This window comes from Mycobacterium paraterrae, assembly GCF_022430545.2.
GTDB classification, from domain to species: Bacteria; Actinomycetota; Actinomycetes; order Mycobacteriales; family Mycobacteriaceae; genus Mycobacterium; species Mycobacterium paraterrae.
The window spans coordinates 3,796,089-3,809,881 of sequence record NZ_CP092488.2 but is presented as its reverse complement, the minus strand read 5'-3'; the positions used below and the strand labels follow the sequence as shown (position 1 = coordinate 3,809,881).

The following is a 13,793-nucleotide window of genomic DNA, read 5'->3' as shown; positions in this document are numbered from 1 at the left end:
GTACTCACAATCTTTCGTGGCGGAGCCGCCCTCGACGGTGAGGCACCCGCAAACGGCTCGGCAAAACGCCGTCAAGGCGTCTGTGTCTCGAAAACCGTTGCCGCAGTGTGGTTACCGCTGTCCGCATAGGCGATTCGCCGATGCATGTCCTCCGGCATATCGGGGAGCTCGGCGAGATCGAACCACCGGGCCTGGACGCTTTCGTCGTCGGCCGGGAACGGGTCACCAGACAACCAGTCCATACGGAACACATGGTCGAGATACTGCGCGTGGTCGCCGTTGACATGGACGATTGGCCGCGTCACGTGCACCCAGGCAAGCCGACGCGCGACGGCTTCGATACCGGCCTCCTCCAACACTTCTCGCACGGCACAGTCCGCCGGATTCTCCCCCGGCTCGACGATCCCGGTGATGGGAGTCCATGCGTGGTTGTCGGACCGCTGCACCAGCAGCACGTGGTGGTCGCGAATCACCACGGCGGTGATCGCCGGCAACCACAGCAGCGAATGGCCGATGTGGCGTCGAAGCTCGACGATGAATTCGGGGATCGGCACCATCCCTGTCTAACAGAGACAATGCACTCGAGGTTTCAGGCACCTTCGGAAGGACAACCGCTATGCCAGTTGCTCGGATCGACCTCGTCGAGGGCAAGTCCGTCGACTATCGGCGGACTCTCGCCGACGTGGTCTACGAGAGGATGATCGAGCGATGGGCAACGGCGTGGCGACCTATGCCAACCGGGTACCGACCGACCGGATCCGAACTCCGTCTAGGCCTGGTCTCGCAGACAAGCCGACTCAGAAGCGCCGGCCGCGCAGGATCACCACGTCGGGCCGATTCAGCACCGACGGTCCCTGACGCGGATCGTCCTTGAAGCACAACAGATCTGCCGACGCGCCGTCGTCGAGACCCGGGCGGCCCAGCCACTGCCGCGCATCCCAGCACGCCGCGCCCAGCGCTTCGGTCGGGCTCATGCCGATGCCCTTGAGGGCCTCGACCTCGTCGGCGATGCGTCCGTGGGCGATCATCCCCCCGGCGTCGGTGCCGGCGAAGATACGCAGCCCGGCGTCGCGCGCGGCGGCCAGCCGCGGGTAGGCGTTGGCGTACAGGTCCCGCATATGTGCGGCGTAGACCGGATACTTTCCCGCGGCGTCGGCGATCCCGGGGAAGTTTTCGACGTTGATCAGCGTGGGCACCAAGGCAGTTCGGTGTTCAACCATCAGCTCGATGGTGTCGTCGGTGAGCCCGGTGCCGTGTTCGATGCAATCGATCCCGCCGCGGATCAGACCGGGCAAGGCGTCCTCCCCGAAGACGTGCGCGGTCACCCGCGCGCCGTGGGTGTGAGCGGCGTCGATTGCGGCCTTGATCACGTCGTCGGACCACAGCGGAGCCAAATCGCCGATCCCGCGGTCGATCCAATCGCCGACGAGCTTGACCCAACCGTCGCCGCGGCGAGCCTGCTCGGCCACCGCCGCCGGCAACTGGGACTCGTCCTCGATATCGATCGGCAGACCGGGAATGTAGCGCTTCGGACGGGCCAGATGCCGACCCGCGCGGATGATGCGTGGCAGGTCGTCGCGCTCGTCGAGGCTGCGGGTGTCGACAGGCGAACCGCAGTCCCGCAGTAACAATGCACCGGCATCGCGCTCGGCTTCGGCCTGTGCGATCGCCTCGTCGACGTCCACACCTCCACCCGGACCCAAGCCGACGTGACAGTGTGCGTCGACCAGCCCGGGCAGGATCCAGCCGCCGTCGAAAATCGTGTCGGCACCGGCCACCGGCTGGTGGCTCACCCGGCCGTCGACGATCCACAGTTCGATGGGTTCTTCGTCGGGAAGCCCGATCCCTCGAACGTGCTGCGGCACTAGTGGTTGCCCGGGAACTTCAGCTTGGACAAGTCGAAATCGGCCAGGCCCGGCGGCAGTTCGTCGAGACCCTGCGGCATGTTGGACAGGTCCGGAAATCCGGCCGGCATGCCGGCGCCGAGCGGGCCCCGTGCCTTGGGCGGCGTCGGGCCTCGCTGCTTTTTGCCCTTCTTACCCTTGCCCTTTGCGTTCTTCCGGGTTGCCGATTTACGCCCCAGCCCAGGGATCCCCATGCCGCTGACCATCGACGACATCATCTTGCGCGCCTCGAAGAAGCGGTCGACCAGCTGGTTGACCTCGGACACCGTGACGCCCGAACCGTTGGCGATGCGCAGCCGTCGGGAGGCGTTGATGATCTTCGGGTCGGCGCGCTCCTGCGGGGTCATGCCGCGGATGATGGCCTGCAACCGGTCGAGTTGCCGGTCGTCGACGGCGGCCAGCGCCTCTTTCATCTGGCCCGCCCCGGGCAGCATGCCCAACAGGTTGCCGATCGGACCCATCTTGCGAATCGCCAGCATCTGCTCGAGGAAGTCTTCCAGCGTGAGCTCGCCCGATCCGATCTTGGCCGCTGCAGCTTCGGCCTGCTGAGCGTCGAAGACCTGCTCGGCCTGTTCGATCAGGCTCAGCACGTCACCCATGCCCAGGATGCGGCTGGCCATCCGATCCGGGTGGAAGACGTCGAAGTCTTCCAGCTTCTCGCCGGCTGACGCGAAAAGGATCGGCACACCGGCTATTTCGCGGACCGACAGTGCCGCTCCACCCCGGGCGTCGCCGTCCAGCTTGGTCAGCACGACACCGGTGAAACCGACGCCTTCGCCGAAGGCCTGCGCGGTGGCCACCGCGTCCTGACCGACCATCGCGTCCAGCACGAAGATGGTCTCGTCTGGTGAGACGGCATCGCGGATGGCGCCGGCCTGAGCCATCATCTCCTCGTCGATACCCAACCGCCCGGCGGTGTCGACGATGACGACGTCGAAGTGCTTGGCCCGTGCCTCGGCCAGACCGGCTGCGGCGACGGCGACCGGGTCACCGGGCCCGGCGGATTGGTCGGCGTCCGCCGAGGTGCCCGGGTGCGGCGCGTACACCGCGACGCCGGCGCGCTCCCCCACGATCTGCAGCTGGTTGACCGCCCCCGGACGTTGCAGGTCGCAGGCGACCAGCAGCGGGGTATGGCCCTGCTTGCGCAGCCAGAGCGCGAGCTTGCCGGCCAGCGTGGTCTTTCCCGAACCCTGCAGACCCGCCAGCATCACCACGGTCGGGGGGGTCTTGGCGAATGCCAGCTGACGGGTTTGACCGCCGAGGATGCCAATCAGCTCCTCGTTGACGATCTTGACGACCTGCTGGGCCGGGTTGAGGGCGCCGGAAACCTCCGCACCCTTGGCGCGGTCTTTGATACGGCTCACGAAGGCTCGGACGACGGGCAACGAGACATCGGCTTCGAGCAGCGCCAGCCGGATTTCGCGGGTGGTGGCGTCGATGTCGGCGTCGGTCAGCCGGCCCTTGCCGCGAAGTCCTTGCAAAGCACCGGTGAGCCGATCAGACAGCGATTCAAACACGCGGTCAAGCTTAATCGCTGGCCGAACGTCAAGTTGCCGGGCCGGATTGCCTGTGCCGGTCCCGCGGAGTCGACGCTGGACACACTGAGCGTGCTCGAGCCGATCGAGGGATCCTGCGACGACGCGCGACCGGCTAAACCTCCGCTGCCGCCGGCTCCTCCAGGACCGCGAGCAGCCGGTGCTCGATCGCGCTTCGGGTGCTCGACCCGGGTTCGCCGGTCGCCTTCGCGGCGGCGCTGTGCTGGGGCAGCGCGATGCAGAACACGTCGTCCACCATCGACCCGCGGGTGGACACCTTGGCCCAGTCGATGTCGACTCCCGCCCGCTCCAGGGCACCGGTGAGCAAGGCCAGCAGACCCGGGCGGTCGTTGGCCCGGATTTCGATGATCAGCCGACCGGGCGTGCCTTCAAACCACAGGATGCGTGGCGGCGCCGACGGTTGATGCACCGGAACTGCCGTCGGCGCGTCACCGATCGGCTTGGGTTTGGTGTCGGCAGAGCGCTGCTCCAGCGTGCCAAGCACGTCAGTTTGGCCACCTAGCGCACGAATCAGCTGCTGGCGCAACAACCCCGCGGCGGGCGGGCTGCCAAAGTGAGGTGCGACCACGAATTCGCTGATCGCGACGCCGTCTTGGACGTTGATCGAGGCCGAGTGCACGCGTAGGGAGTTCAGCGTCAGCACACCGGCCGCCTTCGAGAGCAACCCACGCTGGTCCGGGGCGATCACTACCGCCTGATATAAGCGCCGGTCGGCGCCGGGCCGCAATTCGACGTGCACCTTACGATCGGCGGCCAGCGCGAGGTACTCGGGGTCGAGGGGGTCGGCGTGCGGCAGCTCTTCCCCGTTCATCGCCATCCGACTGCGTCGCACCAGATCCGCGACCAGCGAGGCCTTCCAGTCGCTCCACACTCCTGGCCCGGTGGCCAGCGAGTCGGCTTCGGTCAGCGCATGCAGCACGTCGAGCAGCACCGGGTCGCCGTCGAGCGCTTCGCAGACCGTGGCGATCGTCTGCGGATCGTTGAGGTCTTGGCGAAAGGCAACCTTGGCCAGCAGCAAGTGGTGCAACACCAGCTTGGACAGCGCCTCGACGTCCGAGGGCCACATGCCCAACCTGGTGCCGATCTGGGTGGCGAGCTGTGCTCCGAGCACGCAGTGGTCGGCGTCGCGACCCTTGCCGATGTCGTGCAACAACGCCGCCAGGATCAACAAGTCGGACCGGGCCACCCTGGTCGTGAATATCCTTGCCCGCGAGACGGTTTCGGCGAGGTGGCGATCAACGGTCCAGATATGCACCACGTCGCGCGGCGGAAGATCTCGCACCGCCCCCCACTCGGGAAACAGCCTGCCCCACAGGCCGGTACGGTCCAGCGTCTCGATCACCGCGATGGTGTCCGGTCCGGCGGTCAACATCACCAGCAGATTGTCCAGTGCGTCGCGAGGCCAAGGCGTCGGCAGTTCGGGTGCCGTATCGGCCAGCCGTGTCAGCGTGGACACCGCGATCGGCAACCCGGTGACGGCCGAGGCCGCAGCCACCCGCAGCAACAGGGCGGGGTCGCTTTGCGGTCGGGCATCGCGAGCGAGCACGATCTCGCCGGCGTACTCCACCACGCCCTCGTCGAGCGGTCGGCGAGGGCGGCGCCGGATCGCCGACATTCCACGCCGCGGCAACGCGTTGGAGGCGGTCCGCAACCCCGCGTCGACGCGATAGCTGATGGTGCGTCCCACGTCGGACAGCACTCGCGACAGATCGAAACGATCACCGTAGTGCAATGCAGCGCTGATCTCGTCGGCGAACTGGGCCAGCACCTGGTCGTGGCCGCGACCCGACACCCGGTGCAACTCGGTGCGGACATTCAGCATCGTCAGGTGGGCCCCGGTCAGCGAGCCCAGCGGGTCATCGGCCTCCCCCACCGCCAACCGGTCGGTGAGATGGGCGATGGCCAGCGCGTCGAGGAGCTGGATGTCACGTAGTCCACCCCGCCCGGATTTGAGATCGGGCTCGGCGCGGTGGGCGATCTCCCCGAAGCGACGCCATCGCGCGTGGGTCTCGTCGACAACCTCGCCGAAGATGGATTGGATACCCGACCGCCACTGCCGACGAATGCCCTCGATGAGGCGGCCGGACAGCTCCTCGTCGCCGGCGATGTGGCGGGTGTCGAGCATAGCCAGGCAGGCCGAGACGTCCACGCTGGCGACCTTCAGCGTCTGGGCCACCGTCCGCACGCTGTGATCGAGGCGAATGTTCGCATCCCACAACGGGTACCAGAGCGAGTCGGCGACGTCTCGAACCGCGTCGGTGTTCATGCCGTCGTGCAGGAGCAGCAGGTCCAGGTCGGAGTAGGGCACCAGCTCGCGGCGGCCGAGCGAACCCGTGGCGACTATTGCAAAGCCGCTGCCCGGCATGATTCCGATCTCGGAAGCCTTTGTGGTCAGCCAAAATTCGTGTAGCTCGCCCCACGCTTCCCGCAGCGCGGCCGAATCCAACTCGTTCGGGCCCCGGGCCAGCAGCTTCTCCCGGGCCGCAGCCAAATCCGTTGCCGCACCAGAAAGCTTTTCCGCCACGGCCGGTCGTCCTGACGGATCGGGTGATTCTTCGTGCTGCTTCATTCCCGTCCTGGTCGGGTCGGCCCCACCGCCGGCATTGTTATCCGGCGGTTGTCAGATCGCGTCGGCTCCGCGCTCGCCGGTGCGCACCCGGACCACCGTCTCGACCGGGCTGACCCAGACCTTGCCGTCACCGATCTTGCCGGTGCGCGCGGCCCGCACGATGCTGTCGAGGGCTTTGTCGGCGTCGTAGTCCTCGACGAGGACCTCGACGCGGACCTTGGGCACGAAGTCGACGGAGTACTCCGCACCTCGGTAGACCTCAGTGTGCCCCTTCTGACGCCCGTAGCCCTGGACTTCGCTCACTGTCATCCCGATGATACCGACCTGCTCCAGGCTGGCTTTGATGTCTTCGAGCGTGAATGGCTTCACGATTGCGGTGATCAGCTTCATTGTTATTCCGCCTCTACTTTGTCGCCCACTCGATTATTGTCAAATGTGCTTTCGGGCAAACTTGCGTGCGGAAGAACGCCAGAGCCGGTGCCGCCCGCCGTCGCGAAGTCGTAGCCGGTCTCGGCGTGCTGAGACTCGTCGATACCCGCCGATTCGCCTTCAGGGCTCAGTCGTAGCCCGATCGTGTACTTGAGTATCAAAGCAAGGATGAGGGTGACGACGGCGGAGTAGCCCATCACGCTGAAGGCGCCGATGGCCTGCTTTTCGAGCTGCTCCCAACCTCCGCCGTAGAACAATCCCTTGACCGCGGCGGGAGCCTCGGGCGTGGCAACCAACCCGACGAGCAGCGTGCCCGCCAGACCGCCGACCAGGTGGACGCCGACCACGTCCAGTGAGTCGTCGAAGCCGAGCTTGAACTTCAGTCCGACAGCCAGCGCGCAGAGCACGCCGCCGACCGCGCCGATCACCAGAGCCCCGAGCACGTTCACCGAGGAACAGGACGGCGTGATGGCGACGAGCCCGGCGACGATGCCCGAGGCCGCGCCGAGCGTGGTGGCGTGGCCGTCGCGGATACGCTCGGTGGCCAGCCAGCCCAGCATCGCCGCGGCGGTGGCCACGGTGGTGGTGATGAAAGTCGATGCGGCAACGCCGTTGGAGCTGGTGGCCGAGCCGGCGTTGAATCCGTACCAGCCAAACCAGAGAAGGCCGGCGCCGAGCATCACGAACGGGACGTTGTGCGGCCGGAACAGCGTCGTCGGCCAGCCCTTGCGTTTGCCGAGGACGATGGCCAGCACCAAACCGGCCGTACCGGAGTTGATGTGCACCGCGGTTCCGCCGGCGAAGTCGATCGCTTTCAGCTTGTTGGCGATCCACCCGCCGTGCTCGGCCGTGACACCGTCGAACGCGAACACCCAGTGCGCAACCGGGAAGTACACGATGGTCGCCCACAGCCCGGCGAACACCAACCAGGAGCTGAATTTCAAGCGGTCGGAGACCGCTCCCGAAATCAGGGCGACGGTGATGATGGCGAACATCAGCTGGAAGGCCACGAAGACGTTCATCGGCAAGGTGCCGGCCAATGGAATGTCGGTCGCGGCTTTACCCGCCGCTGCGGCCGCGGAGTTGCCGCCGATGAGGCCCTTCAGCCCGAAGTACTCCAGCGGGTCGCCGAAGAAGTTGTCTTTGTCGTCGCCGAACGCGATCGAGTATCCATAAAGCACCCACAGCACGGTCACCACGCCCATGGCGCTGATGCTCATCATGATCATGTTGAGCACGCTTCGGGCACGCACCATACCGCCGTAGAAGAATGCCAGTCCCGGGGTCATCAACAGCACCAGTGCGGAACTTGCCAGCATCCAAGCGGTATCGCCGGTATCCGGCTGGCCCATTGTCGGGAAACTCACTCGCTTTCACCTCCGGTCAAGGCATGAACGGCCGTCAGACAAATGCCTGTGGCCTGCAGGAGAACCTTGCAAAGCGGTTGTTACAGAACGCGGCGCTGAAAGGTTTCGTCGGTGTTACATCTGCCGCGCGTCTACTAGCCAGCGGGGATCGCAAGCTCGGCCAAGCCGAGCGCAGCGGGTCGCCGCAAACTAACCCAGCAGTGCGTCGACGAACGCGGCAGGTTCGAACGGCGCCAGATCGTCCGGTCCTTCACCCAGGCCGACCAGTTTGACCGGCACACCGAGTTCCTGCTGGACACGAAAAACAATGCCGCCCTTGGCCGTGCCGTCCAGCTTGGTCAGCACGGCCCCGGTGATGTCGACGACATCGGCGAATACGCGCGCCTGCGCCAGCCCGTTCTGACCGATCGTCGCGTCGAGCACCAGGAGCACCTCGTCGACAGCTGCCCGCCGCGTCACCACGCGTTTGACCTTGCCGAGTTCATCCATCAGCCCCGTCTTGGTGTGCAGCCGTCCCGCGGTGTCGATCACCACGACATCGGCGCCCGCCTCGATGCCCTTGTCGACTGCGTCGAAGGCGACGGCCGCCGGATCGGCGCCCTCGGGTCCGCGCACGACATCAGCACCCACCCGTGACGCCCACGCCTGCAACTGATCGGCGGCGGCGGCGCGGAAGGTGTCGGCGGCGCCCAGCACCACGCGTCGCCCGTCAGCCACCAGCACCCGCGCGAGTTTGCCCACGGTGGTGGTCTTTCCAGTGCCGTTGACGCCGACCACCAACAGCACCGACGGGTGGTCGTCGTGCGGCAGTGCACGCACCGAACGGTCCAAATCGGGCTGCAGTTCGGCGATCAGCACGTCCCGCAACACCGCGCGGGCATCGGCTTCGGTGTGGACGTCCCGGCTCGCGAGTTGGCCACGCAGCTGCTCCACGACCGCACTGGTGACCGTTGGGCCCAGGTCGGCGATCAGCAGGGTGTCTTCGACCTGCTCCCAGGAATCCTCGTCCAGGTCACCACCGCCGATGAGACCGAGCAGGCTGCGCCCCAATGCATTTTGCGATCGGGCGAGCCGTTCGCGCAGCCGTTCCAACCGGCCTTCGGGGGGCGCGATCTCCTCTGCTGCCGGTGCCTCCACCGGCTCGGCGGGCGCGGCGGGCTCGGCCGCGGGTACCGGCTCAGCCGGCGGCGGCTCGACCGGTGCTGGCGTCGTATCGACTTGCGGCAGCTGCACATCGGCGACCGGGCGCTTGGGCGCGTCACGCGGAACAGTCGCGTCGTCGCCAATCGAGGGCAGCCCGGTGGTGTCGATGCGTTCGGGAGTTTCGGTGCGGCTGAACGTAATTCCCGACGACGCGGTGTACCCGCCGGAGCGATCCAGGGTGGGTGTCTGCTCGGGCCCGGAGAGGCTGATCCGGCGTCGCCGGTATCGAACCAATCCGATTACCAGGACGGCGATGACGATCAGTGCGGCGACAACCGCGATCGCGATCCAAAGAGCTTGCGGCAACGTATTCCTCGCTTATGTTGCGGTGACCAGCTGGTTGACCTGCTGACCACGCATCCGTTGGGAGATCACCGTGGTGATGCCGTCGTCGCGCATCGTCACGCCGTACAGCGAGTCGGCGACCTCCATGGTGGGCTTCTGGTGGGTGATGACGATCAGCTGCGATTTGGCGCGCAGCAGCTCGAACAGACCGATCAGCCGCCGCAGGTTGGTGTCGTCGAGCGCCGCCTCGACCTCGTCCATGATGTAGAACGGCGACGGCCGGGCCCGGAAGATGGCGACCAGCATCGCCACCGCGGTCAGCGACTTCTCGCCGCCGGACAGCAGCGACAGCCGCTTGACCTTCTTGCCCGGCGGCCGGGCCTCGACCTCGATGCCGGTGGTGAGCATGTCGTCGGGGTTGGTGAGCAGCAGGCGGCCCTCGCCGCCGGGGAACAGTGACGCGAACACACCTTGGAACTCGCGCTCGACGTCGACGTAGGCGTCGGTGAACACCTGCAGGATGCGGGCGTCGACTTCGGCGACGACGTCCAGCAGGTCCTTGCGCGCCGCTTTGACGTCTTCGAGCTGGGTCGACAGGAAGTTGAACCGCTCTTCCAGCGCCGCGAACTCCTCGAGCGCCAGCGGGTTGACCCGGCCCAGTTCGGCCAGCTCACGCTCCGCGCGTTTGGCGCGACGCTCCTGAGTGGACCGGTCGAACGGCAGCGGCGCCGGTGCGGTGACCTGCTCGCCGCGCTCGCGGGCCTGCTCGTATTCGGCCATCTCCAGTTCGCTCGGTGGCAGCGAAACCTGCGGACCGTATTCGGCGACCAATACGTCGGGCGACATGCCGAATTGCTCGAGCACCATCTGCTCGAGTTGTTCGATCCGCAGCGCCGCTTGGGCTTTGGCAACCTCGTCGCGATGCAGCGCTTCTGTGAGCACCCCGATCCGGGTGCCCAGTGCGTTCACCTCGTCACGGACCGCGGCCAACGCCGTCGAGCGTTGCTGACGCTCCGCGGCCAATACGTCGCGGTGCTGCGACGCGGCGCCCACCACTTGAGTCAGCCGATCGGCCAGGAGCCGCCCGGCCTGGGAGACCGCGGCCGCCACCTCGGCAGCGCGTTGGCGGGCAGCTCGGGCCTGCTGGGCCCGCACCCGTGCCTCGCGCTCCGCGGCCGCCGCTCGACGCAGCGAATCCGCTTTCCCGCGAACCGCATTGGCGCGTTCTTCGGCCGTACGTACCGCAAGCCGGGCCTCCACCTCGACGCCGCGGGCCACCTCGGCCGCCGCGGCGATCTGCTGACGCAGTTCACCATGACTGGGTTCGCCGGAAACCTCTTGCGGCTGTTCGGCATTGCCGAGCCGGATCTCGAGCTCACCGAGTTCGGCAAGGGTCTCGGCGCGCCCCGCCTCCAGTTCCTCACGCTGACGCATCAGCCGGTGCCACTCCTCGTCGGCGGCCCGGGCGTCCTGACCAAGTCGGCCGAGCTGCTCGTAGATCGCCGAAATCGCGGCGTCGGATTCGTTGAGCGCAGCCAGCGCCTGCTCGGCGGAGTCCTGGCGTGCGGTCTGCTCGCTCATGGCCCCGGACAGCGCCGCGCCCAGTTGGTTGGTCTGCTCCTCGGCGGCCGCGAGTTCGGCTCGCGCTCTGGCGATTTCGGACGTGATCTCCAATGTCGAAGGTTTACGGTCCGAGCCGCCGTTGATCCACCCGGCACCCACCAAATCCCCGTCGCGGGTGACCGCGCGCAATTGTGGTCGCGCGGCAACCAGCTCCATGGCCTCGGACAGGTCGCCTACCACGGCGACCCGCGACAGCATGGCGACCATCGCGCCGCGCAGTCGCGAGGGTGCCTCGACCAAATCGAGCGCCCAACGAGCACCGTCGGGCAAGGCGCCCAGCGGCCCCGGCTCGTCAGCAGGCCAATCGCTGAGCACGATGGCGGCGCGACCGCCGTCGGCCTGTTTCAGCGCGGTCACCGCATCGGCGGCCGCGGTGAAGTTCTCGGCCGCCAGCGCGTCGGCCGCCGAACCCAGCACCGCGGCCAGTGCCGCCTCGTAGCCCACCTGCACTTTCACGAGCTTGGCAATTGAACCGAAAAGCCCTGCTTCACTACGATTTTGAGTAAGCCAGGCAGCGCCGTCTTTACGCTCGAGGCCAACCGACAACGCGTCGATCCGGGCCCGCAGCGACGCGACTTGACGCTCGGCGCCACGTTCGGCGGCCTGCAGCTCGGCCACTCGCTCGTCGGCCTGTCGCAGCGCCGCGACCGTCCGGTCATGATGCTCGTCGAGACCGACTTCGCCTTGGTCCAGCTCTCCGACGCGGCCCTGCACGGTCTCGAATTCCGCCTTGGCGTGTTGCGCGCGGGCCGCCGCTTCCTCGATGCGTTCTGACAACTTGGCGACACCGTCGTCGATCGACTCGACTCGCGCCCGCATGGTCTCCACCTGGCCCGCCAGCCGGGCCAGGCCTTCGCGGCGATCGGCTTCTGCCCGTACCGCCGCCAGGTGAGCCTGCTCGGCTTCGGAGGCGGCGCGCTCCCGATCGGCCAACTCCGCGCGTGCGGCGGTGAGACGCGCGCGGGTGCTTTCGAGTTCGGCGAGCAATTGCTGCTCTGCCGCGGCGACCTGCTCGGCCTCGGCCTCTAATTCGTCGGGGTCCGGTCCACCGGTCGTCGCGGTCTCGACATCCAGATGCTGCGCCCGCTCACTGGCGATCCGCACGGTCGCGCTGACTCGTTCGGCCAAGGCGGACAACCGAAACCACGTCTGCTGCGCCGATTCGGCTCGCTCCGAAAGTCGGGCCAGCGCCTCTTCGTGCGCGGCCAGTTCCTCCGATGCCACGGCCATACGCGCCGAGGCTTCGTCGTGCTCGCGGCGCAGCGTCGCCTCTCCGTGGTTGGTGTTGTTGAGCTCGGCCTGGCGGGCGACCACATCGTCGGCGGCCAGACGCAACCGGGCATCGCGAAGGTCCGCCTGGATGGTCTGGGCGCGCCGAGCCACCTCGGCCTGCCGTCCAAGCGGCTTGAGCTGGCGACGCAACTCCGTGGTCAGGTCGGTCAGACGCGCCAGGTTGGCCGACATCGACTCGAGCTTGCGCACCGCCTTTTCCTTGCGCTTGCGGTGCTTGAGCACACCGGCGGCTTCCTCGATGAATGCCCGACGGTCCTCCGGCCGCGATTCCAGGATTTCGTTGAGCTTGCCTTGGCCGACGATGACGTGCATCTCCCGGCCGATGCCGGAGTCGCTGAGCAATTCCTGGACATCCATCAAACGGCAACTGCTGCCGTTGATTTCGTACTCGCTGGCACCGTCGCGAAACATCCGGCGGGTGATCGACACCTCGGAGTACTCGATCGGCAGTGCGTTGTCGGAGTTGTCGATGGTGACGGTGACTTCGGCGCGACCCAGCGGAGCCCGCGACGACGTGCCAGCGAAGATGACGTCTTCCATCTTGCCGCCGCGCAACGTCTTGGCGCCCTGTTCCCCCATCACCCACGCCAGCGCATCGACGACGTTTGACTTGCCTGACCCGTTTGGTCCGACTACAGCGGTGATACCGGGCTCAAACCGCAGAGTCGTCGGCGAGGCGAAGGACTTGAAGCCCTTCAGCGTCAGGCTCTTGAGGTACACGGCGTGCCAGACTACCGCTCCGCCCGACGACGATGCGGGACGCCGCGCATCCCGAGGTGGGGGTACCTCCCGGCTGAGAGGAAGAGCCGGGCTAGCGTTCCGAGAAGCCGCTGATGGCTTCGCCGCGCGGCGACCAGTCGGCTACGACGGTGTCGACATGGCCAGGAGTTTCCCCACTCTGTAACAGCAGTAACAGCTGTTCACACGGGTCACGTGGGCCTTGGGCGACCACCTGCACGCGGCCGTCGGGCCGGTTGGCTGCGTAGCCGGTCAGACCCAGCTCCAACGCCCGGGACCGGGTCCACCAGCGGAACCCCACTCCTTGCACTCGTCCATGCACCCAGGCGGTGAGCCGGACATCCTCATTGTCCGACATCGACGATCCGGAAGTTGACCTTCGTTCCCGCTTTAAGCGTTCGACCGACCGTGCACACCTGGTCGACAGCACGCTGGACCACCGTGAGCACGCGCTCTTTGTCGGCGTCGGCCAAACCCGACAGGTCGATTTCGAGCGCCTCGTCGAGCAGCGGATAGACTTCCTGCTCGCGGTCGGCGTCGCCGGAAACCCGAACGGTCGCGTGGTAGTCGTCACCGAGCCGGCGGGCCAGCGGCGAATCGCTCGACATCCCGCTGCAGGCGGCGAGAGCGATCTTCATCAGCTCGCCGGGCGTGAACACGCCGTCGACGTTGTCGGATCCGATGAGCACCTCTGCGCCCCGCGAGCTACGGCCGGTGTAACGGCGCACGCCGGTGCGCTCGACCCACAGTTGCGTCATGGTTCATTTCTACCTGTCGATTGACTCTGCGCTCAGGGCACGGGGCACTCGCACTTGGCGCCATGGAC

General features: G+C 67.0%; 10 protein-coding genes. All 10 read right to left on the bottom strand.

The window, feature by feature from the left end:
- Positions 1 to 71: 71 nt before the first annotated feature.
- The gene (locus MKK62_RS18415) at positions 72 to 557 is read right to left on the bottom strand and encodes an NUDIX hydrolase (RefSeq protein ID WP_240258479.1); all 486 of its coding nucleotides are present in this window, start codon (positions 555 to 557) and stop codon (positions 72 to 74) included.
- Between the two features lie 240 nt (positions 558 to 797).
- Positions 798 to 1,865 carry a metal-dependent hydrolase family protein gene (locus MKK62_RS18410; RefSeq protein WP_240258480.1) on the bottom strand — a complete coding sequence of 356 codons (1,068 nt, stop codon included), beginning with the start codon at positions 1,863 to 1,865 and terminating at the stop codon, positions 798 to 800.
- Positions 1,865 to 3,421 carry a signal recognition particle protein gene (ffh, locus tag MKK62_RS18405; RefSeq protein WP_240258481.1) on the bottom strand — a complete coding sequence of 519 codons (1,557 nt, stop codon included), beginning with the start codon at positions 3,419 to 3,421 and terminating at the stop codon, positions 1,865 to 1,867. Before ffh ends, MKK62_RS18410 begins: the two co-directional genes overlap by 1 nt.
- 133 nt (positions 3,422 to 3,554) lie before the next feature.
- Positions 3,555 to 6,029 carry a [protein-PII] uridylyltransferase gene (locus MKK62_RS18400; protein WP_240258482.1) on the bottom strand — a complete coding sequence of 825 codons (2,475 nt, stop codon included), beginning with the start codon at positions 6,027 to 6,029 and terminating at the stop codon, positions 3,555 to 3,557.
- A 51-nt stretch (positions 6,030 to 6,080) separates the two neighbouring features.
- On the bottom strand, positions 6,081 to 6,419 hold the full coding sequence (locus MKK62_RS18395) for a P-II family nitrogen regulator (RefSeq protein ID WP_240258483.1): 339 nt from the start codon (positions 6,417 to 6,419) through the stop codon (positions 6,081 to 6,083).
- Between the two features lie 2 nt (positions 6,420 to 6,421).
- Entirely contained in the window at positions 6,422 to 7,810 is a 1,389-nt protein-coding gene (locus tag MKK62_RS18390; protein ID WP_240264070.1) for an ammonium transporter, read from the bottom strand.
- 204 nt (positions 7,811 to 8,014) lie between these two features.
- Positions 8,015 to 9,334 carry a signal recognition particle-docking protein FtsY gene (ftsY, locus tag MKK62_RS18385; RefSeq protein ID WP_240258484.1) on the bottom strand — a complete coding sequence of 440 codons (1,320 nt, stop codon included), beginning with the start codon at positions 9,332 to 9,334 and terminating at the stop codon, positions 8,015 to 8,017.
- Positions 9,335 to 9,346: 12 nt separating this feature from the next.
- Positions 9,347 to 12,949, bottom strand: a complete 3,603-nt coding sequence (smc, locus tag MKK62_RS18380) for a chromosome segregation protein SMC (RefSeq protein WP_240258485.1) — start codon at positions 12,947 to 12,949, stop codon at positions 9,347 to 9,349.
- Between the two features lie 91 nt (positions 12,950 to 13,040).
- Positions 13,041 to 13,325, bottom strand: a complete 285-nt coding sequence (locus tag MKK62_RS18375) for an acylphosphatase (protein ID WP_240258486.1) — start codon at positions 13,323 to 13,325, stop codon at positions 13,041 to 13,043.
- Complete coding sequence (locus MKK62_RS18370; RefSeq protein ID WP_240258487.1) at positions 13,312 to 13,725, bottom strand: OsmC family protein; 414 nt, start codon at positions 13,723 to 13,725, stop codon at positions 13,312 to 13,314. The genes MKK62_RS18375 and MKK62_RS18370 overlap by 14 nt, the downstream gene beginning before the upstream one ends.
- Positions 13,726 to 13,793: the final 68 nt, after the last annotated feature.

Excerpts from the sequence above, each read along its gene's own strand:
- MKK62_RS18375 (WP_240258486.1), bottom strand. The coding sequence starts at position 13,325 with ATGTCGGACAATGAGGATGTCCGGCTCACCGCCTGGGTGCATGGACGA.
- MKK62_RS18390 (WP_240264070.1), bottom strand. The coding sequence starts at position 7,810 with ATGGGCCAGCCGGATACCGGCGATACCGCTTGGATGCTGGCAAGTTCC.
- MKK62_RS18415 (WP_240258479.1), bottom strand. The coding sequence starts at position 557 with ATGGTGCCGATCCCCGAATTCATCGTCGAGCTTCGACGCCACATCGGC.
- MKK62_RS18395 (WP_240258483.1), bottom strand. The coding sequence starts at position 6,419 with ATGAAGCTGATCACCGCAATCGTGAAGCCATTCACGCTCGAAGACATC.
- MKK62_RS18370 (WP_240258487.1), bottom strand. The coding sequence starts at position 13,725 with ATGACGCAACTGTGGGTCGAGCGCACCGGCGTGCGCCGTTACACCGGC.
- MKK62_RS18400 (WP_240258482.1), bottom strand. The coding sequence starts at position 6,029 with ATGAAGCAGCACGAAGAATCACCCGATCCGTCAGGACGACCGGCCGTG.